Annotated in this window: 16 protein-coding genes; 6 read left to right on the forward strand and 10 right to left on the reverse strand. The window is 47.7% G+C overall.

The features are described 5' to 3' along the window. Positions 1-155 precede the first annotated feature (155 nt). From CIK04_RS18435 to fruB, 4 genes are all read right to left on the reverse strand, one after another. The gene (locus CIK04_RS18435) at positions 156-731 is read right to left on the reverse strand and encodes a porin family protein (RefSeq protein ID WP_097352636.1); all 576 of its coding nucleotides are present in this window, start codon (positions 729-731) and stop codon (positions 156-158) included. A 275-nt stretch (positions 732-1,006) separates the two neighbouring features. Then, positions 1,007-2,734: a PTS fructose transporter subunit IIBC gene (fruA, locus tag CIK04_RS18440; RefSeq protein WP_095429806.1), complete on the reverse strand. Its 1,728-nt coding sequence runs from the start codon at positions 2,732-2,734 to the stop codon at positions 1,007-1,009. A 19-nt stretch (positions 2,735-2,753) separates the two neighbouring features. Continuing rightward, positions 2,754-3,731, reverse strand: a complete 978-nt coding sequence (pfkB, locus tag CIK04_RS18445) for a 1-phosphofructokinase (RefSeq protein ID WP_097352637.1) — start codon at positions 3,729-3,731, stop codon at positions 2,754-2,756. Between the two features lie 9 nt (positions 3,732-3,740). Beyond that, positions 3,741-4,883: a fused PTS fructose transporter subunit IIA/HPr protein gene (fruB, locus tag CIK04_RS18450; protein WP_097352638.1), complete on the reverse strand. Its 1,143-nt coding sequence runs from the start codon at positions 4,881-4,883 to the stop codon at positions 3,741-3,743. Positions 4,884-5,245: 362 nt separating this feature from the next. Between fruB and cra the strand changes: the two genes are divergently transcribed. Then, positions 5,246-6,226 (forward strand): catabolite repressor/activator, encoded by a 981-nt coding sequence (gene cra / locus CIK04_RS18455; RefSeq protein WP_017422901.1) that lies wholly within the window; start codon positions 5,246-5,248, stop codon positions 6,224-6,226. Between the two features lie 25 nt (positions 6,227-6,251). Here the strand turns inward: cra and CIK04_RS18460 are convergent, their stop codons facing one another. Continuing rightward, positions 6,252-7,220, reverse strand: a complete 969-nt coding sequence (locus tag CIK04_RS18460) for an endonuclease/exonuclease/phosphatase family protein (protein WP_097352639.1) — start codon at positions 7,218-7,220, stop codon at positions 6,252-6,254. A 12-nt stretch (positions 7,221-7,232) separates the two neighbouring features. Beyond that, positions 7,233-8,045 (reverse strand): ABC transporter substrate-binding protein, encoded by an 813-nt coding sequence (locus CIK04_RS18465; RefSeq protein WP_017422899.1) that lies wholly within the window; start codon positions 8,043-8,045, stop codon positions 7,233-7,235. 145 nt (positions 8,046-8,190) lie between these two features. On the opposite strand from CIK04_RS18465, the gene CIK04_RS18470 reads away from it, so the two are divergent. Next, entirely contained in the window at positions 8,191-8,745 is a 555-nt protein-coding gene (locus CIK04_RS18470) for an RNA-binding S4 domain-containing protein (protein ID WP_017422898.1), read from the forward strand. Positions 8,746-8,835: 90 nt separating this feature from the next. On the opposite strand, the gene CIK04_RS18475 is transcribed toward CIK04_RS18470, so the two are convergent. The 3 genes from CIK04_RS18475 to CIK04_RS18485 form a co-directional block, all read right to left on the reverse strand. Beyond that, positions 8,836-9,663, reverse strand: a complete 828-nt coding sequence (locus CIK04_RS18475) for an EAL domain-containing protein (RefSeq protein WP_176463370.1) — start codon at positions 9,661-9,663, stop codon at positions 8,836-8,838. Positions 9,664-9,985: 322 nt separating this feature from the next. Continuing rightward, positions 9,986-11,455 (reverse strand): pyruvate kinase, encoded by a 1,470-nt coding sequence (pyk, locus tag CIK04_RS18480; RefSeq protein WP_097352641.1) that lies wholly within the window; start codon positions 11,453-11,455, stop codon positions 9,986-9,988. Between the two features lie 76 nt (positions 11,456-11,531). Then, positions 11,532-12,911 carry an MFS transporter gene (locus CIK04_RS18485; protein ID WP_011152052.1) on the reverse strand — a complete coding sequence of 460 codons (1,380 nt, stop codon included), beginning with the start codon at positions 12,909-12,911 and terminating at the stop codon, positions 11,532-11,534. Between the two features lie 278 nt (positions 12,912-13,189). On the opposite strand from CIK04_RS18485, the gene CIK04_RS18490 reads away from it, so the two are divergent. Genes CIK04_RS18490 through CIK04_RS18500 form a run of 3 tightly spaced genes read left to right on the forward strand, consistent with a single transcriptional unit; the run spans position 13,190 to position 18,112 of the window. After that, positions 13,190-14,491: an ABC transporter substrate-binding protein gene (locus CIK04_RS18490; protein WP_097352642.1), complete on the forward strand. Its 1,302-nt coding sequence runs from the start codon at positions 13,190-13,192 to the stop codon at positions 14,489-14,491. Further along, positions 14,491-16,854, forward strand: a complete 2,364-nt coding sequence (locus CIK04_RS18495; RefSeq protein WP_097352643.1) for an ATP-binding protein — start codon at positions 14,491-14,493, stop codon at positions 16,852-16,854. The genes CIK04_RS18490 and CIK04_RS18495 overlap by 1 nt, the downstream gene beginning before the upstream one ends. After that, positions 16,844-18,112 carry a sigma-54 dependent transcriptional regulator gene (locus CIK04_RS18500; protein WP_176463371.1) on the forward strand — a complete coding sequence of 423 codons (1,269 nt, stop codon included), beginning with the start codon at positions 16,844-16,846 and terminating at the stop codon, positions 18,110-18,112. The genes CIK04_RS18495 and CIK04_RS18500 overlap by 11 nt, the downstream gene beginning before the upstream one ends. Positions 18,113-18,170: 58 nt before the next feature. Here CIK04_RS18500 and CIK04_RS18505 read toward each other — a convergent pair whose 3' ends face one another. After that, positions 18,171-19,319, reverse strand: a complete 1,149-nt coding sequence (locus CIK04_RS18505; protein WP_097352668.1) for an iron-containing alcohol dehydrogenase — start codon at positions 19,317-19,319, stop codon at positions 18,171-18,173. Positions 19,320-19,441: 122 nt separating this feature from the next. Here CIK04_RS18505 and CIK04_RS18510 point away from each other — a divergent pair, with 122 nt between their 5' ends. Next, the gene (locus CIK04_RS18510) at positions 19,442-20,320 is read left to right on the forward strand and encodes an AraC family transcriptional regulator (protein WP_097352645.1); all 879 of its coding nucleotides are present in this window, start codon (positions 19,442-19,444) and stop codon (positions 20,318-20,320) included. Positions 20,321-20,516: the final 196 nt, after the last annotated feature.

The following is a 20,516-nucleotide window of genomic DNA, read 5'->3' on the forward strand; positions in this document are numbered from 1 at the left end:
CCTTAGCAATGACACAATTCTATCGATAAAAAATGGGGCAGTGTGACTGCCCCAAATCGTTTTTCCGCATTGTTTTTGCTTTCTTGTTCCGTGTAAGAGTCAGAAATTGTTCTTTTATGCGGTTTCCTAGCTTTCAACCAAACGTTGTTGAAGGCTTAGAACTTGTATGACACACCTGCGTAAAGAGAACCTAGCACGATGTTGACGTCGTCACTTGGGCCGTTATCGAACATAAAGCTGTCCACTTCGTAGGCTACGCGGAAGTTGAGGTTTTCAATTGCTTTCGGTGAATATTCGCCACCCACACCAGCGCGGAATGAGGTTTCTGTCTTTGATAGAGGACCAAAATCGAGTTCAGTGCGGCCAAGACCCACTGTTGCAAAAGGACGCCATCCACTATCAAAGGTGTAACCAAGATTTGCCATCAACGCGATGCTTTCAGGTTTTACCATGTGGCGGTCTGCGTCGTCTTTACTGTAAATATCGCCGTAACGCGTGTATTGCGCTTCAATTGCCACAATGCGGTTGAACTGGTAGCCACCGTACAACTTGTATGTCGAATCGTTTGATTTAAGATCGAGTTCATTTCTACCAATACCATCATCGTATGCAGTGGTAGCACCGATACCACCACCTAGGTAGAAACCAGATACGTCTTTCTTCTCGATGTCGTTGGTGTTTGCCTGCGCAAATGCAGAGACAGCAGCTAACAAAAATACAACTTTTTTCATTTTGTAATTCACTCTGTTACTTTCAATAAAACGGCGTGCATTATAGGGTGCGACTTATGAGATACAAGTCTTATTATTGATACAATTGATAGAAAGGTTGTTTACATCAATAACCCGTACACCCTATGCGACGTATATTATAAGTTGCTGATTTAACTGGAAAGTATTGATGTGTATGGTTTTGTCATTAGCTTTGAGGCATAAAAAAACACCTCCGCTAGGGAGGTGTTGAAAGCCAAATTCGAGGGGAACTGGCATCAAGGTAAGGGTAAAACTTAGGCCGTTGCTGCTTCTTTTGCTTCAGCACGATTTTTCAGGAAGGCATAACCAAAACCGGTTAATGCGGTACCTGCTGCGATGGCCACTAGGTACATCAGCACAGGGGTAATCGCGTTTGGAATCAGCAGTACAAATAGACCGCCGTGAGGTGCCATCAATTTAGCGCCAAACAACATGGATAGGGCACCGGTTAGTGCACCACCAGCCATACAAGCAGGGATGACGCGCATTGGGTCTTTCGCTGCAAAAGGAATGGCACCTTCAGAGATAAAGCATAGACCAAGTACAAAAGAAGCTTTGCCTGCTTCGCGCTCGCTTGGTTCAAACTTGTCTCTCGCTAGGAAAGTCGCTAAGCCCATTCCCAGTGCTGGCACCATACCGGCCGCCATGATGGCCGCCATTGGTGCGTAAGTTTGAGAAGCCAGTAGACCAACACCAAAGGTGTAAGCCGCTTTGTTTACTGGGCCACCAAGGTCGAAACACATCATCGCGCCAAGAATCACACCGAGCAATACTGCGTTCGCTGAACCCATGTTGTTGAGGAATTCAGTCATCGCGGACATGATGCTGGAAACCGGGCCACCCACGATGTAAATCATGGTGAGACCAGTGAACAGGCTCGCAATGAATGGGATGATCAAAATCGGTTTGAGCGCTTCCATCGATTGTGGCAGTTGCACTTTGTCTGCAATAAATTTCGCTGAGTAACCGGCAATAAAGCCCGCCGCGATACCGCCAAGGAAACCCGCGCCAGTTGAGCTTGCCAACATACCGCCAATAAGACCTGGAGCTAAGCCCGGGCGATCAGCAATTGAAAACGCGATGAAGCCCGCAAGAACGGGAATCATGAGTGCGAAAGCGGAGCCACCACCGATGGTCATGAGTGCCGAAGCCAATGTGCCTTCTTCTTTAAACGCTTCGATACCGAAGACGAAAGAGAGTGCGATGATCAAACCGCCAGCAACGACCACAGGAAGCATGTGAGAGACGCCCGTCATCAGATGCTTATAAACGCCTTTTTTCTCTTCAGAAGCGTTGCTGCTACCTGCAGAAGCGGTGTGTTGATAAACCGTTGCTTGAGCAAACGCTTTGTCCATCTCTTCGCCTGTTTTCTTCAACGCGGGGCCTGTCTTGGTGCGGTACATCAGTTTGCCGTTGAAGCGATCCAGTGGTACTTCGATGTCTGCTGCGATGATCACCAGATCCGCGTCAGCAATTTCTTGCTGGGTTAGCTGGTTTTTTGCGCCAACAGAACCGCGCGTTTCTACTTTAATTTGGTGACCACGACGTTTGCCTTCTTCCTCTAAGGCTTCTGCTGCCATAAAGGTGTGTGCAACGCCCGTTGGACAAGCCGTGATAGCGACGATTTTCTTCGCCGCAGTTTGCACAGTGGGTTGAACGCCCGCGCTGGCTTGCAGCAGTTGCGCTTTCTCGACCGCGCTTTGTAAAAAGGCGTTGGCGTCGTTGGTGACCGCACTGATCTCAGAGCGATACAGTTTTTTGCCAACGAAACGACTTTCATCGATAGGGGTATTGGCAGCAATCACAACTACATCCGCGTCCGCAATTTGCTGCGCAGAAAGTGGTGTGGTTGGCATGACGCTCGATTGACATTCAATCGATGCATCCCAGTTGAGGCTTTTCGCTGCTTGTTCGAGTAATCCCGCAGCGATAATGCTGTTTGCTACGCCGCTAGGGCAGGCAGTAATAATCGCAATTTTCATAGTAGTAACCTTATGTCTCTTAGCTTGCGCTGGCAGAGTTCTGCACGTCGTCAAGCAATTGAACTTGCGTTCTTTGTTGTATGCTTTCCAGCTCTTGCTGGCTGGTTAATCCCACGCCAACCTGCGTGACCGCCATCGCGGACAGTGCAGTGGCAAACTTCAGTAAATCCATTTTTGGCATTTGTTGCATGTGGCCCCAGCATAAGCCAGCCACTAAGGTGTCGCCTGCGCCAACGGTGCTTACTACCGACATTCTCGGTGGCATAGCACGTAGCCATTGACCGTCATGAAGCCACATCACGCCGTCAGCCCCCATCGAGACCACGATGTTGGCGATGCCTTTGTTGGCAAGGCTCTGTGCGGCATGCTGGCATTCGTCAGCGCTGTGCAGTGCTTTTCCCATGAACTCGCTGAGTTCTTCATCATTGGGTTTAATTAGCCAAGGTGCGGCGTCGAGTCCCGCTTTTAGCGCGGCTCGGCTGCTGTCAAACAGCACTTTCTTGCCTGCATTTTGCAGTAACGCTATCCACTTTGCGCACTGCTCTGGTGTCACGCCTTGAGGTAGGCTACCGGCAAACACAAAGTAATCGTGATCCGTCATCAGGCGAGTTAAGCGCTGTTCGAACTCAACGATGTTTTGTTCGTTCACCGTGACGCCAGGGAAGTTGATGTCGTTGACTCGGCCATCCGCTTCGACCAATTTGACGTTGATGCGCGTTGCGCCTTCAACACGTACAAACTGATCGCTTGCCCCGATATCGGCAAACAGTTGGCTAAACATTTCAGGGTTATCTTTACCAAGAAACCCCGTCACAGTGACTTGTGCGCCGAGATCGCTCAATACCTTCGCGACGTTTACCCCCTTGCCAGCCGCGTGCAAGCTGCTGTGATTCACAAGGCTGACAGAACCAATGTTTAATTGCTGTAGTGATCCTGTTAGATCCAGCGCTGGGTTTAGCGTAATGGTGACAACTTTATTGGTCATTTGAGTGGTCATAGCAGCCCCTTAACCTTCACCAAGGCCAGAAGCGATAGCCGCGCCAATCGCTTCAAGTGCTTGAGAAGCATCTGGGCCTTCCGCGGTAAATTGCAGTTGGTGGCCGTGTTTCACGCCAAGCGCAATCACTTTCATCAAGCTTTTCGCGTTCACCACTGAACGATCGCCATCTAAGTTTGCCACTTTGATGGTAGATTCGAATTTCTTCGCTTCCGCCACTAACATGGCGCCAGGGCGAGCATGTAGACCGTGTGCGTTTTTGATTTTAAATACCGCGGTATTGTCGGACGTTGCTGGCTCTAGAGAGGCATTGGCAACGCTTTCGCCGCTCAGCATGGCAATCACTTGTTCGGCATTTGCGCTGAGTAATGTCTCTTGTTTACCTTGATAAACCAGTTGAGTTAGGTTGGCGAGTATCGCTTGGTGAGCGTTGTTGCAAGCGCCAAATGCCAGTAAGCCTTTTACGGGCGTGCCTTGATATTCACAATCGTTCGCCGTCGTCACAAACGACACGGCAGTGCGAGTGACGCTGACATCGCTACCAACTAGCCACAAACCTTTGCCCAGATGCGTCGGTGTTTTAGTCACGAGTTCTGCCACAAATTGACTGCCTGCATTGCCGCTGTTTTTGATCAAACCTCCGGCAACCGCGCTCATCTGGATCATGTCGCTGGCAGGGAAGAGCAGTTGGATGCTGGCGGCATCAAAGTCGGCTTCAAGTTGAACTTCGCCATTCAACAAATCAATGATCTCTTGTTCCGTTGTAGCCTGCTGCAAGCGCGCTTCTACACCGTCAGCACTGAGCACTTTAGTCAGTTGCTTGAGAATGCCTAAATGTTCATCGGACTTTGCTGCGATACCAATCGCAAGGTAAACCTTGTTGCCATCTCCCCACTCAACGCCGTGAGGGAAGTGGTGTACGGCCACCCCAGTGTTTTGTACCAAATCGCGTGTGTCGGTGGTGCCGTGGGGGATGGCGATGCCATTACCCAAAAATGTGGAGTTTTGTGCTTCACGGTTGAGCATTCCTTCGACGTAACCTTGCTCAACCAATCCTTTTTCGGTGAGAGCGGCAGCGATGCTTTTGATCGCATCAAGTTTGTTGTCGGCGCTCTGCTGGAGCGTAATATCTGATGAAGTTAATTTGAGCATGTTGCCTTCTTAGCGTATCGCGTCGTCATTTTTCTCGGTTCAACCTGTTTCTCTGCGCTGTGAGAGGTCTTCTATGTTTAAGAGCCTGCGTTGCTTAACTCTAAGCTGAACCGATTCAGCAATTGATTTAAAAAAATTCAGCAAACGGCACTTTTATTTACAACGTCGACACGGCCAACGAGTTCAATACCGAGAATGCTGTTCAATTCGACAAAATCATTCAATTAGGTGATGTATGTCTATTTGCAGATTTTGCTGAATCCTTTCAGCTTTTATACTGAATCGATTCAGCGTATAATTCAACAGACGCGAAGATCTGAAATTCGAATCTATGATCAGGCGCACAGATTAGGGTAGGTAATATGACACTGGATGAAATAGCCAAGTTGGCAGGTGTTTCGAAAACAACGGCAAGTTATGTGATCAATGGTAAGGCGCAAAAATACCGCATCAGCGAAAAAACGCAGATGAAAGTGATGGCGGTGGTGGAGGAATACAATTTTCGTCCCGATCACGCAGCATCGTCACTTCGAGCAGGAAACTCGCGCTCGTTTGGTTTAATTATTCCGGATTTAGAAAACACCAGTTACGCACGCCTTGCTAAGTTGCTTGAACAAAATTCACGAAAAGCGGGGTATCAAATCCTGATTGCCTGTTCTGATGATGATCCTGAAACAGAGCGTAAGGTAGCCGATGCTTTAGTGAGCCGACGCATTGATGCGCTATTTGTCGCAACCAGTATGGCGGATGCCAATGAATTTTATCTGGCAATGCAAAAGTCAGGCACGCCGGTGATTGCGCTCGACCGTCCGTTAGACGATGAATATTTCAGTTGTGTCGTCAGTGAAGATTTTGGTGCGGCGTTTGAGCTGACATCCTCTTTAATGAGTGATGAAATTCAAACCCTTGGGCTGATTGGCGCGTTGCCCGAGTTGAATATTTCACGCGAACGCCACCAAGGTTATCTCTCTGCGGTGAAGAAAATGGGCAAACAAGCACAATCGGGCTACGGTGAGCACTTTTACCGCGAAGAGGGCTACCGCATTATGCACGAGTGGCTGTTGGCAGACACCATTCCGGATGCGATTGTGACCACTTCGTACACTTTATTAGAAGGGGTGTTGGACGTGCTATTGGAACAGCCGCAACTGGTCAATAAAGTCAAACTGGCCACATTCGGTGATAACCGCTTGCTGGATTTCTTACCGTTTAAAGTGAACTCACTGCCGCAACAATTTGAATTGATCGCTGACAGCGCGCTGGAGTTGGCACTCAATGCTTCAGCGAAACGCTACAAACCGGGCGTTGAATTGATCCCACGTAAAATTGTGCGTCGCTTTTAAATCTTGTCGCGATGTAAGCTACTGATTAGGCGTCCAACGTATCGATCGTGACAGCAACAAACGCATGGTCACTGGCAAATTGGTCAACCTCAAAACTGGGGTTGACCAGATGCTTATCCCAAACGACAAGATTGGTGATTTTGCCCCGTTGCAGCGCGTTTTGCTGACCAAATTCTTCAGAGAGCAACAGATAATCGAGAATCAAACCTTGGCTGCCGTGATAGTGAGTCGCCTTTTGCGCTTCATCGGTGAAAATAGGCTGTTCGAGTAGCCAATCCCGCACGTCTTTCAATAAGGGGGTATTGCTTTCACCATTGAGCGGCTTAAGCTCGGTACTGTTTATGTTGGCGTTAAAATCGCCCATGATCACCATCGGACGAGCATGGCTGGCGTAAATTTTCTTGATGTATTGGCTGAGCAGCACGGCTTCCCAACCTCGTTGCACGGTGGATAACCAACTGCCAACCGGATCAGAAGGTGGCGTATCTTCCGCTTTGTCGACCTGCTGCGTTTGCCATTGGGTTGGGCGTTGCGATTTAAGGTGCAGAGTGATGACATCGCATAGCCCAATGATGGGCAATTCAATAACCGCGTGCAGAGGCAGTCGACTAAATTCCTTATCGCCAGTGACGGTGTCACTCTTTTCTGAATGATCCCCAAGGCAGTCCCCAAAGCGAACCAAACGGCTTTCAAACACTGGCCAACGAGAAGCTATCGCCAAGACGGGTTTGGAATAGATAAACTCGTCGGTGACATGAGGCGTATCGAGGCAGACAAAATATGGGTAGCCCAACTCGCTCGTCAGAGTGTTGAGCGCGTCCGGACTGAACACTTCCTGAAAGGCAACCACATCTGCGTTCATTGCTCGTAACTGCTGTGTGAGCCAAGTGGTTTTCTTGTTCCACTCGTTGTCGGTGAGAATGTTGCTGAACTCGTAATAAGCTCCAGGAGGAGCGAGAAAATTAAATAGATTGCAACTGGCAATGGTAATCAAAATGCGGAGTTCCTAGTCGACGTAACTGCTGATGACTTGTTCCACAATGCCCGAACCTTGAAGACGTTGCAATATTTGGTCGAACTGTGAGGTAAAAGGCTCTTTGAAAGGAAATCGCTCTGCGTAGGCACTGTAGCCCAAATAACCATACTCTTCACTGACAAATGCTGCCAGTTGGAAAGAGTCCGAATGGTCGATGCGGCCTACGTCTTTTAGGCGTTTAATTTCCCACGCTATCGAAAGGCGATCATTGATGTAGCAATCGACACGCTTAGCGCGCATTTTTAAAATGTTCTCTTGATTGTCTTTGGCTTCTTCAATCTTGAGTTTGCCATCATGCGCGGCCATCCAAAAGGCATCACCTCCAATAGAAAATGCTGCATTTATCCCTATGGTTAGTCCATAAAAGTCTTCTGGCCATTTGGCTAACTCAGCGACGTTTTTCAACATCACTTCGTTGTGACAGTAAACCACCACTTGTTCTTTGAGAATGGGCTTAGAGTAAGGGTGAATATAAGGACGCCGATTTTCATAATAGTAGGGAGGAAAAAGGGCAAAACCTTTGCCTGTTTCCAGCAGCCGTAAACCGCGCACAAAAGGCACGGGTTTGATGGTCACACGATATTGAGGCATCTGATCAAAAACGTGTCTGAGAATATCAGGATAAATGCCAACGGCATTCCCTTGGATTTGGTAACTGTATGGGGGATAGGCATCGTCGCTGTAAATGGTGACGGGAATGGCATCCTCGCTCGCCATAAGGTGAGCAGCATTTAGGTAGAGTGTACTGACCAAGGTGATTTTCACTTTTGTGCTGATTTCCATACCACAACCATTTGCTCTTGCCGTTCTATAACTTTAGCTTACTCGGCCTTACGGGGTAAAAATCCTTGCTGAAGAAATCGTAATAGTTATTTCTATTTGTGGTTTGAGGGTTTAAACTGCGGCAAATTTTTTGCGAGGTACACCCATGAGCCAAGAACACCTAAGCCAAGATCACGAGTACGAAGAAGAGCAGTTTGGTGAAGAAATTGAAATTGAAGCCATTGGCGTCGAAGTTTCCGTTCAGCCTATTGAACTCTACAAAGTATTTAAGATTGCCAATCTAGTCAGTGGCGGTGGTGAAGCAAAACACGTTATTGCTGAAGGTTATGTGGCCGTGAATGGCGAACTCGAAACCCGCAAACGTCGTAAAATGTACGATGGTGATTTCTTTGAATTCAACCAAGAGTACTATGTGGTAGTGTGTGATGCGCCTGTCACCGAACCTGAAACCGAGCAAGAGAAAGCCGAGAAGAAAACGCAAAAACCAGCGCAAGCTGCACGTAAAGAAAAATCTCGCCAAAGCAAAAATGCCAAGCCCAAAGGCACGGGTCCAAAATCAACTGGGCGAAAAGCCGCGCATAAAGAGCGCAAAGCGCAGAAAGAAGCCTTGTCACAATCAGCGAAGAAAGGCCAGAAAGCAGAGAAGCCTCAAGCGACGCGCGATCCAAAGAGTGGCCGCAATTCGATCGATTTCTTCTAGCCTTGTCGAGTTTGCCTCTAAACGAAAAAAGCCGCAATCGCGGCTTTTTTGGATCTTAGGTTCCTTGTTTCTGGCGGTTGAATCGCTCAGCTAGCGATGGTCATCGTTCACCGCTAAGGAGATAGGTTGCGCTGCCCAGTAATCGATGTTCTCAGGGCGACCAAAATGATAGCCCTGATAAAACTCCAGCCCCAACTCACGCATGGCTTGATACTGTTCTTCTTCCTCAACACCTTCTACAATCACTCGGGCACCAATACGTTGTGCAAGTTTGAGTGCGTGGAGTAACTCCTCTTGTTGCCCTGCGCAATAACTTAATAGATAGCTTCGATCGATCTTTATCAAATCGGGAGTCAGTTCAACGGCACGTTTTTCATCGGAATGGCCGGCACCAAAATCATCAATCGCAAAGTGAAAACCCTTGGAACGGAGAACTTTGACTGCTTCGCGTAAATCGTCGTTCTGATAGCAAAGTTCTTCAATGACTTCAAAGGTGACATCAGACGGTTCCATACCAAGTTGTTTTAGTCGGCGAAATAAGAGGCTTCTATCAACGTATTCGAGGTCTTTGGTCATGGTGATCAAAGAATTGGGCATCACGTTAAGAAAAAGCTTCACACCTTTGGCTGTGTAGTGCTTAGAAAAGTTGCGAATGTGAATGGCGCGAGAGAGAAATTCAACCGAAAGAATGTATTCGTCACTGTGACTAGGATCGGCAAAGAAGCGATCTGGCCGGATGAAATTCTGTTGCTCATCTTGAATTCTTAACAAAGCTTCGAAGCCAATGAGTTGCATTAACTGATTGAATATTGGTTGAAAAACGCTCGAAAATGTCAGGTTGTTTAGCAGCATTATGTAATCACCATCCTCCTTTTGACGAATGTACTGCTCGTAGTCTGATTTAGTGATTAACTGCATATTCACAACCCTAAAGAATATCTACTGAAAAATGTAACACTTTGATCAACTGAGTAAAGCAACAAAACAACTGTGGTTTATCGCGAATGCGTAAATTTGATTTGCGTTCAAAAATCGCAGGTTGTTTCTAACTTAGTACATAATAAAATTTGACCAAACGCGAGACCGAACACCATTTTATTTAGGGTTGTCACAAAAATGAGGCAAAATATTTTTAGAAGCAAAAAAAGCAAAGTGGATAAGGGACGCTAGACGAAAAAAAAGGGCCTGCCGAAAAGGCAGGCCAAGATCCCTGTGGAGCAGGAGGGGGGTGATTAAACGGTTATGCCGCAATGGCGGTTGTTATGGGTGTTTCGTTTAGATTCAGTAAGCGGCAGACATTCATATCGCCCACGCCTTCAACGGATTCTAATTGGGTCATCATGATGGATGAGATTTGTTTCTGCTTGGCATCGGCACTCAGCAGGCTGATGAGCTGATGCGCAATGTCACCGCGTTTGTCCAATGTGGGTAGATAAACCGGGGTTACGCCGCGCAGAATCGCCAGTTTACGCAGCAATTCAGGTTTGTCCGAGACCGCCCAAATGGTTGCTTGGCTTTGACAACGTGACATCAATAGTGGCGTTTCACCATGTTGAGTCACGATAGCGACCCCAAGATCTTTGTGTACTTTCGTTGCCGAGATCATCGAGGAGAGAGCAAAGCTCTTACCTGCGTCGTTGCACAGATGGTTGAGCTTATCCCAACAGCCTTGTGCACAACTGGTTTCGTGTTCGACACCTTGTGCAATTCGAACCATGGCTTCAACCGCTTCAACCGGGTACAACCCCGCCGCTGATTCAGCAGAGAGCATGACTGCGTCGGTGCCATCAAGTACCGCGTTGGCAACGTCTAAAACTTCTGCACGTGTTGGCAATGGATTCTCGATCATCGATTCCATCATTTGCGTGGCCGTGATAACCGGTTTGCCTAAGTACTTTGCACGAGCGATCAGCGCTTTTTGTACGCCAGGCAGGCGCGCATCACCGATTTCCACGCCTAAATCGCCACGTGCCACCATGATGACGTCGGAGGCACGAATCACACCATCCATCGCTTCTTCGCTGGCAACCACTTCAGCACGTTCCACTTTCGCGACGATGTGTGCTTGGCTGCCTGCTTGCAGAGCAAGGGAGCGCGCGTATTCGATATCGTCAGCGTTACGAGGAAACGATACGGCAAGAAAGTCTGCTTTTAGCTCGGCCGCGGTAAGAATGTCTTGCTTATCTTTGTCGGTCAACGCTGGCGCTGAAAGCCCCCCACCCAGTAAGTTAATCCCTTTGCGGTTTGAGAGTTTGCCACCGTTCAACGCAACGGTGTTGACCAGGCGAGTTTGTGTATCAACGGCCTTCACCTCAAGTTGGATACGGCCATCGTCAAGCAGCAGAATATTGCCGACCTGCAGGTCATCGATCAGCTCTGGATAATCCAAACCGACGCGTTCTTGCGTGCCAGCATCTCGGTTGAGTGTGCCGTCGAGAATGAAAGGATCACCTGCTTTGAGCTGAATTGAGCCTTGCTCAAAGCAAGCGATACGAATTTTGGGACCTTGTAGGTCAACGAGTACGCCAACGCTAACGTTAAGTTCTTGTGCGATTTCACGCACCATTTCAGCACGAGCAATGTGCTCTTCAGCGCTGCCGTGCGAAAAGTTTAAGCGCACTACATTCACGCCCGCTTGGATGAGTTGAGTGAGTTTTTCGCGTGTTTGACTGGCAGGGCCAAGCGTAGCGACGATTTTGGTTTTACACATCTTCAATTCCTATAACGACGAGACTAAAAAAGGGGTAGGAGAAACAGCAGGAGCTTTCGCCCCTGCTCAATGAACATTAAGAAGCTGTGCGTGTTTGTAGCTTTTTGTCTTGTTCTTCGTCGATATCGACCACTTTCTTCGCATTCCATACCGTCAGTGCGAGTAGAACCGATACCACACCAGCGGCAAGCCAGAAGTACTGCGCGTTACCAAAGTCGTAGTGTTTTACGCCATCGACTTCAGTGATGGTGATCAGAGATGCAGAGATAAGCTCTTGAGCTGACGCTGCAATGTAAGAACAGAGACCAATCAAACCTTTTACTGCGCCAACTGCGTTCTTAGGCATCAGGTCACAAGCAATCAGACCTGCTAGGAATACCACTAGACCACCGATAGAGAAGCCGATCATGCTCAGCGCTACTGCGTCGATAACACGGTTATCTGGGCCAAAGAACATCAAACACATACCGGCAATGTTTGCCAATCCGTACAGTAGGTTAGGGATGTTACGGTTACCTTTGAACACTTTGTCTGAAAGGATACCTGACAGAATCGCACCTGCTAGACCCGCTGTTGGGTACATTGACATGGCAAAACCCGCGTCAATCAGTGAGTAACCTTTTGTTTCTTGTAGGAACAATACCGCCCAAGAAGACATCGCGTAGCGAGAGATGTACATTGCCGCACAAGACAGGGCAATGAGCCATACCACAGGTTGTTTTAGGATAAACATTTGCGCACGACGTGTTTCTTTTGGATCGTTCGCTTTCTTGATTTCGGTACCTTCGCCAAATGCAGTACCTGGATCTGGCAAGCCGTAAGTTTGTGGACGGTCTTTCAGTACTTTCAGCATGATCAGTGCAGCAACTACTGCAGCGATACCCGCGCCAATGAAACCTGCACGCCAGCCGAAGTAGCTCACTAGTGTCGCCGTTAGGATCCAAGTGATACCTTCACCGATGTTACGCGAACCACCCCAAATTGAGTAACGGCTACCACGCTGTTTTGGTGAGAACCATTGGTAAAGCGATACACACGAAGGTGCTGAACCAACGGATTGGAACCAACCGTTCAAACCCCAAAGCAGAACGAAGAAGAAGCCAACGGTGTTCATCCCCATCACGACCGAGAGGACACCCGATACCAGTAGGGAACACGACATAAAGCGGCCAATGTTGGCGTAGTCAGATAGGAAGCCGTTTAAGAACTTACCGAAAGCATAAGTAAAGAAGAATGCCGAACCCATAATACCGAGTTCTTCGATGGTCACGATGCCCGCATCGAGCATGGGCTTTTTCACAACACCTAAACTCATACGTACTACGTAGAAGACGGCGTAACCAAAAATAAGGCCTAAGAATACCTGCCATTGGTAACTCTTATAGCGCTTTAGCATTCCCTCGTTGGAGCTGTCTGATAACGGCACATCCGGACGAGTTTTAAAGAAATTAAGCATGATTGCTCTCCATGTAAATCAACAAAAATGTGTTGTCGGGAGCATGATGAATCGGCCTGTTAATCCGTACAAAAGGGCGTTTTTGGGGCACATTTGACCCAATTTGTTTTAAACAATGAGTCAAAAGTGAACCTAACCGCATAACGTTTGTTGTTTGATTGCTGATAAAATTACTAGCAAGGAAAGGAAATTGCGTCAGTAGTGACTCAGCCTGTGTTTCAAGCGATTTTTAGCAAAGTGTAGAGTTTTGATTGAACGCACAATTTTTAAGGTTATCGATGGTGAGTAAAAAGCGATTTGCCGTGTTAGGTCGGTTTAGCTTGTTGTTTAGCTTGGTCTGTTTTGGTGCCAGTGCGGCGTCGACGGACAAAGAGATCGTCGTATTGACGACGTTTTCCCAAGAGCCGTTGTCCATCCTAATTGATGAGTTCAAGTTACGTCACCCTGATGCCGAAGTTCGTTTTATTCATCGCCGCAGTGAATCCAGTATCCAGCTGCTGGGTAAAACCTACATGCAAGACATCGATTTGGTCTTGAGCTCTTCGCCTTTTCTGATGCAAAAACTTTCTGAGAGTGAGCGCCTCGGTGATGTGGCTCAGCACGAAACCTTACCAAGCTGGATGTCGCCTTATGTGTTGCCTCCTCAACAGCAGGTACTGACTATTGGCTATTCAGGTGCCGGTATTGTGTGGAATCGCGATTACCTGCAAGCACACCAACTGAACATCCCTGAATGGTTTATCGATCTCACCCGTTCTCAATATTTTGGTCACATCACCATGAGTACGCCAAGTCGTTCTGGCACGACACAAATGATGGTAGAAAGCATCCTAAGTCGATACGGTTGGCAGGATGGCTGGCGCATCTTGATTAACATTGGTGCCAATTTGGCGACCATCTCTTCGCGCAGTTTTGGCGTGAGTGACTATATTGCAAAAGGGCAATTTGGTCTTGGTCCAACCATCGATAGCTATGCTTTGCTGATCCAGCGAAAATTTGACCATGTCGGCTTTGCGTTTGAATCGGATTTCACTCTGATGCCGACGTACATTGCCAAAACGCAACGCGCCAGCGCCGATCCTTTGGTGGACGATTTTATGGCGATGCTGCTTTCTGCTCCAATGCAAGAGTCGCTTGGCAAAAACAGTTTCGCCAAGTTCTCTTTGCATGATACCGAGCGCAAAGATGGTGATCACCCAGCGTTGAATATTAGCGCGATAATGCAAAGAGAAGTGCTGACCAATCGCCTGTTTGATTTGGCCATTACCAAACGCCTTCCTGAGCTAAAAGACACTTGGCAAACTATTATTCAACTGCGTAAGGCGTACGCCGATAACCCTGCTGTGTTAACGCAGCTAGAGTCCATCCGTCAACTTGCCTTTGATATTCCAGTGAGTGAAGTGGAGGTGCTAGAAGTGAGCAAACAACTGGCGCTCTCTTCCCAACAAGAAATGACGGATGATGGCTATGCACAGGCTGTGATGGCGGAGTTTAGCCATCGTGTCAGCGGCGCGCTTCATCGCCAATTAGCGTCAGCAAATCAACGTTTGCAAACGCTAAAAAAGCAGGGTGAAGAATAATGCGGAGATACAACACGATTGGCGTAAAATTGGTCGCCGCGTTTGCTGGCAGCACCTTACTGTTGACTCTCGTTTGTGTCATCGCCTGGATGACTTGGAGCCAGCTCGATCTGCGAGTCAGTGGTTTGTTGGACGAAAGTGTACCGCGCTACAACGCCAGTTATTTGCTTGAGAGCAAAAGCAGTGAAGTGAGACGTAAAATCTCCCAGATCGAACGAGTAAAAAGCAAAGTTCAACTCGATAACCACTTGCTTTCTCTAAGTAAGCAATTAAGCGACACCAAGCAGATTGTTGAACGCGTGCAACGCGCCGACGAAGCCACTCATGACTCGCTGAGTGCCCTTGCAGAGTCGTACAGCTCGCTCGCGAGCAGTATTGATCTCTATGGTTATCTGGTGTCTAAACGCATCGATGCACAGCGAAAAATCGATCTACTGAAAGAGCAACTTGATTGGATTCATCAAGACATCCGCACCGAACTGATGCCATTACGCCAAGAGATAGATTGGCAGATTTCTCGTAATCAGAAGCAGGCCAAAACCGATGCGTTACTTAAACAGCTGAATGTCATTCAACAGGTGTTGGATCTCGAATCCACGATTTACGAATTGGCGCTAGATGTGGTGAGCGCAACGCAGTTGGGGCATGTGAACAATGGCATGAAAGTGATTCAGTATCGTACCGAAGAGCTTTATCGTTTGAGCCAGCCGATCTTTGAATGGCCATCGTCCATCGCTTACCAGCAGCTAGTCGGTGAGTTAACCACCTTGCTGCAAATTGAAGGTTTCTTGCATCAGCAACTGCTTGATTACGTTTCCATCCGCGAGAGAATTGAAGTGCAGCAGCGCGACATTGATCGCCAAATCGGCACGATTCACAACCAAATTGGCGGGATTGTTGCGTCGGCAGACCAAGCTTTTTATGAAGTCAAACAAGACACCACTGAGATGGTCAATGTGGGCAACCGCGTGTTGCTCATCTGCTTTGCGGTGTCGATCCTTACCAGTTTGATTTTGGCTTACTACTTCATTTATCAGCGTATCGTGGCGCGCTTGGCCAATTTGAGTAACAGCATTGATGCGATCATCAATGATGATTTACACCATCCCATTCGCGTTGACGGCAACGATGAGATTGGTCGCTTAAGTGCCAAACTGATCGAATACGGGGACAAAGTGAAAGAGATGCAGCGAACCAACGCCCTGAGCTTAATCAACAACACCAGCGCTAGTTTAATGACGGTCAGTTTGGGTGGCTGGGTTGAATCGGCGAACGTTAGCGCGAGACGCTTATTGGATCTAGACGATGCCATTACCGAGTTACCGATTTGGTCTGCGTTTCCTGAGCATTGGTTTGAGGCATTACGCGCGCAATTTGATACCGATTCCGCCCTAATGCGAGAGTGCCGAAGCGAACTCACCATGTCATTGGCTGATGATCCTTATGGTCGTTTTTTACATTGTGAGTTCAGTCTGTTTACTCATGGTCATTGTGAAAAAGTGATCATCACAATCACCGACGTAACCGAACAGATTCAGGCGAATCGCATCTTAGAGCAAAGAGTGGCTGAGAAAACCCGCGATGTGACGGAGCGAAATCGCCAGCTCAAGCTGGAAATTCAAGAGCGTCAAAAAGCAGAATCGCATTTGAAGAAGACCCAATCCGAGCTGATTCAAGCGGCCAAAATGGCGGTGGTAGGGCAAGCCATGACCAGTTTGGCACACGAGTTAAATCAGCCACTCAATGCGATGTCTACCTACCTTTATAGCGCCAATTTGTTTAACCAGAAGGCGGACAGTGAACAGGTCGCCACCTCATTAACGCACATTGAAAGCCTCAAAGAGCGCATGAGTAAGATCGTCAATGGTTTGCGTCACTTTGCGAAGAAATCGGATGGCGAGCCGACGTCCGCATCGATAGAGCTGCACGATGTCGCGGAGCACTCGATGTTACTCGTTAATACGCGAGCCAAAAGGCAGCAAATTCAAATTCGCAACCAGCTAGACAAAACCCTGATGGTGCAGGGCAGCTTGGTCGCCTACGAGCAGGTGCTCATTAACTTGATGGTGAACAGTTGCGATGCGTTGAGCGAAGCCAATGGTGCAGAGCGTGTGATTGAGCTGTGTCATTTGTATTCCACGCAAACGCATCATGCGATTGCGGTATGCGACAACGGTAAGGGCTTTGCGCCAGACATTGTTGATCGCCTCTTTACCCCATTTACGACTACAAAAGAAATCGGTCTCGGACTTGGTATGAACATCTGTAAATCAATCATAGAAAAATATAACGGAAACATTTACTTGGCTTCCAACGCACAGGGTGGAGCCATGGTGGTATTGGAGATGCCTCATGACGATTAATCAATATGATGTGCTTTTGGTTGACGATGATCAGGATGTACTCGACTCTTATGCGCATCTGATGTCCATTTCTGGTTTGACTGCGAAACTGGTGAACGATCCGACGCAAGCGTGCCAATATCTCAGTGAAGATTGGCCCGGTGTGGTTTTACTCGATATGTATATGCCACAAATGCATGGCATGGAGCTGTTGGCGCTCATCAAAGAGATTGATGAACACATTCCGGTGTTGGTCATCACTGGGCATGGCGATATACCGATGGCGGTGGATGCACTGAAAAAAGGCGCTTGTGAATTTTTCGAAAAGCCCATTTCGCCGCCAGAGCTGCTCACTAAGGTGAAATCGTATCTTAAGGAGCGTCAAGCTTACACTGCACAAAAGAGTAATGTGTCGCAGTCTGTCGGCAAAGCGCTTGTCGGAAAGTCAGCGCAAATTGAGCAAATTCGCCAGCATGTCGCGAGATTTGCTTTGATCAATACCAATGTCGTGATTTGTGGTGAATCGGGCTCCGGCCGACACAGCATCGCTCATCTGCTCCATGACATGAGCCAGCCGCGTAAAGAGCAAACGTTGGAAGAGCTGTATCTCACCGCGGACCACGACAAAGAGGCTATCGCACGCTATTTCAATGGCGGAAGTGTGGCTACTTTGGTGATTGAGAACGTTCAATCGATGAATGAAAAGACGCAGCGAGAGTTTGTCCAACTGCTGTTGGCGCAAGAGCGAGGCAGTACCAGCAAAACGCGGGTGATCACCCTGTTTGATGCCAGCCCAGAACAGTTGATGTCGGAAAATCGATTGTTACCCGAGCTTTACTATCTGCTCAATCAAGGGGCGATTCAAGTGCCGAGCCTACGCCATCGACCAGATGACATCGCCGCCATTTTTCATCACTTTCTTAAGCACAGTTGCCAGAAACTGGGTAAACCGATGCCAGCTGTTGATTCGAGCTACCTTTCGTTGTTGCGTAATCATCAGTGGCCAGGAAATGTACGTGAGTTAAGAAACGTCGCAGAGTTGTATGCCATTGGCATTGTCAAACTGACAGGGAAAGAGCGGTTGGTGAACCAAAACGAGCTTCAATCACCATTGGATACGCTGGTGGACGATTTTGAAAAGCAAATCATTGAAGATGCGCTGTTTTTACATTCTGGAAAAGTGACGGAAGCGGCGGTGTATTTGCAGATACCGCGTAAAAAGCTCTATTTACGCATGAAAAAGCACGATATCGACAAGGATAACTACAAATCGCGTTAAAAAAATCCGGCATACGAATGCCGGATTTTTATGGTGATACACTAATCGTTATGGGTGATTAGGCAATCGCCTCTGCGAGGATCTTACGCACTTGCTCGGGTGTCACGCTTTGGTTTTCTGTCAGTGCCACCATGCCATGATTGGTCAGTTGTGTCACCACTGCCTCAATCGCCTCTTCTTTGCTCTCTTTATGCTCAGTGAGTTTTGTTGAGACATCAAGGGAGTGATAGAAAGCCTCAATGGCATCAATCGTACGCTCTGCTAGCTGCTTGCCGTTTTCTAAACCAAAGACCTCACGGCCCATTTGCTCTAACTTGGCACGTTTGTACTCAATTTGGTTGCGAAGCAGGGAAGGCTGAACAATCGCCAATGAACGAGCGTGATCGACACCCCAAAGCGCAGTCAGTTCGTGGCCAACCATGTGCGTCGCCCAGTCTTGAGGTACGCCTGAACCAATTAAGCCGTTAAGGGCTTGGTTCGCTGCCCACATCAGGTTTGCACGCCATTCATCACTGTCGCGCTCTGCAAAGCGATCACCGAGATTTTTCAGCGTTTTCAACAACGCTTCGGCGTAGGCGTCTTGCACCATCGCACCGGCTGGGCGAGTAATGTACTGCTCGCAAACGTGCACCCAAGCATCAACGATGCCGTTTAGCAGTTGTTTCTCAGGCAATGTGTTCATTACATCTGGATCCATCACCGCAAACTTTGGCTGAACGTATGGGCTTAGGAAGGCCAGTTTATCTTGGGTTTCCGCCTTAGTAATTACCGCGCCAGAGTTGGACTCTGAACCTGTTGCTGGCAACGTTAGTACGGCACCTAAAGGCGTTGCAGAAGTCACTTGGTGTTTACCAACTAAGATATCCCAGCCATCACCTTGGTAATGGGCAGATGCGGCGACGTATTTAGAGCCGTCGATCACAGAGCCGCCGCCAACAGCGAGAATAAAATCGATCTCCTGCTCTTTCACAATAGCGACCGCTTTGTCCAATGTTTCCTTGGTCGGGTTAGCCTCAACACCGGAAAACTCGAGCCAGTTATAGCCTTCTAACGCCGACACAATTTGATCATAAACGCCGTTTCTTTTGATCGACCCGCCACCGTAGATGACAAGTATTTTTTGATCAGATGGCACTGCGCTTTTAATCGCTTGAATTTGGCCCTGACCAAAGAAAATTTGTGTAGGGTTGGAGTAAGTAAACTTCATCATTGACCTCACATTGTGATTGGAGTTGTTTTTGTTATGTGCATAATAGTGCGGTGATGTTGACTTTGGTAGCATCAAAACTCTAAATTGTTTGCCTATTTCTACAAAATTGAGATTCTCTTATGGAAAGCCTTGCCGAGTTAATGCAGCAATATGTTGAAGTAAAAGGTCTTGAAACCCTTGAAGGTGTGATAGAGACCGATATTTCTGGCGTTTGGTTTTATCGCAGTAGCAAAGGGAATGCTCGACAGCCCTTTGTCTATCAATCCGGCATTATTGTCTTGGGGCAGGGACATAAAAATATTCATATCGGCAGCCATCCTGTGCGTTATGGTGCTGACGACTATTTGGTGGTGGGTGTCCCCATGCCACTAGAGTGTGAGGCATTCGCCGATCAAGATCGTCCGCTTCTGGGGATTTCTGTTGATGTCCCCATGGTGCTGCTTCAACAAATGGTGCAAAAGCTTGAACAGCGTGGGTTTCAGAACTTTTTCGCTGAGAAAGAGGAGAGTTGCGGGCTTAAGTCGGTCAAAATGGAAACGAGCATGCTCAATGCGTGTAAGCGCTTGATGCGCGGTTTGTGCGATCCTTTAGAAACCGAAGTGTTGGGGCAATCGCTACTCGAAGAGGTGGTTTTTCGTGCTTTGCTCAGCCAGAAAGGCTATGTGCTTTTTGAGTTGGCGCACGCCGAAGGCAACTACTCTCGTATTGCACAAGTGCTTGATAAAGTACATCAGGACTACTCCCAACCTTTGACAGTGCAAGATTTGGCTTCCAAAGCCAACATGAGTGTGTCAGCTTTCCATAGTGCTTTTCGTAGCGTAACGCTCGAATCTCCCATCCAATACATCAAAAAAGTAAGGCTTAGCAAAGCGCGTGAACTGATCAAGCTGGAAGGAAAAAGAGTGAATGATGCCGCACGTCTGGTGGGCTACAACAGCACCTCACAGTTTAGCCGTGAATATAAACGCCATTTCAATGAAACACCGAAAAGTGCATAAAAGTGTGTCAATTCAATGAATGAGATTGTAAGTGGTATTCTTATATATAAAACAATTTGCACAAATATTATGCCGGTATTGAAGCAATATTTAGTGACATATTTTAAAAATTAAGTATTTATCGGTAGTGAACGTGATTTATTATGTTCTATAAAATTAATCAGAAATTAGTTATCGGTACAAAATAAGAATGTAG

It is taken from the genome of Vibrio sp. 03_296 (assembly GCF_002265885.1).

Coding starts and splice junctions, on each gene's coding strand:
- pfkB (WP_097352637.1), bottom strand. CDS start 3,731: ATGACCACTCAAATGACCAATAAAGTTGTCACCATTACGCTAAACCCA.
- CIK04_RS18470 (WP_017422898.1), top strand. CDS start 8,191: ATGAGCCAAGAACACCTAAGCCAAGATCACGAGTACGAAGAAGAGCAG.
- CIK04_RS18500 (WP_176463371.1), top strand. CDS start 16,844: ATGACGATTAATCAATATGATGTGCTTTTGGTTGACGATGATCAGGAT.
- CIK04_RS18475 (WP_176463370.1), bottom strand. CDS start 9,663: ATGCAGTTAATCACTAAATCAGACTACGAGCAGTACATTCGTCAAAAG.
- CIK04_RS18490 (WP_097352642.1), top strand. CDS start 13,190: ATGGTGAGTAAAAAGCGATTTGCCGTGTTAGGTCGGTTTAGCTTGTTG.
- pyk (WP_097352641.1), bottom strand. CDS start 11,455: ATGTGTAAAACCAAAATCGTCGCTACGCTTGGCCCTGCCAGTCAAACA.
- CIK04_RS18495 (WP_097352643.1), top strand. CDS start 14,491: ATGCGGAGATACAACACGATTGGCGTAAAATTGGTCGCCGCGTTTGCT.
- CIK04_RS18505 (WP_097352668.1), bottom strand. CDS start 19,319: ATGAAGTTTACTTACTCCAACCCTACACAAATTTTCTTTGGTCAGGGC.
- CIK04_RS18465 (WP_017422899.1), bottom strand. CDS start 8,045: ATGGAAATCAGCACAAAAGTGAAAATCACCTTGGTCAGTACACTCTAC.
- fruB (WP_097352638.1), bottom strand. CDS start 4,883: ATGCTCAAATTAACTTCATCAGATATTACGCTCCAGCAGAGCGCCGAC.
- CIK04_RS18435 (WP_097352636.1), bottom strand. CDS start 731: ATGAAAAAAGTTGTATTTTTGTTAGCTGCTGTCTCTGCATTTGCGCAG.
- CIK04_RS18485 (WP_011152052.1), bottom strand. CDS start 12,911: ATGCTTAATTTCTTTAAAACTCGTCCGGATGTGCCGTTATCAGACAGC.
- cra (WP_017422901.1), top strand. CDS start 5,246: ATGACACTGGATGAAATAGCCAAGTTGGCAGGTGTTTCGAAAACAACG.
- CIK04_RS18510 (WP_097352645.1), top strand. CDS start 19,442: ATGGAAAGCCTTGCCGAGTTAATGCAGCAATATGTTGAAGTAAAAGGT.
- fruA (WP_095429806.1), bottom strand. CDS start 2,734: ATGAAAATTGCGATTATTACTGCCTGCCCTAGCGGCGTAGCAAACAGC.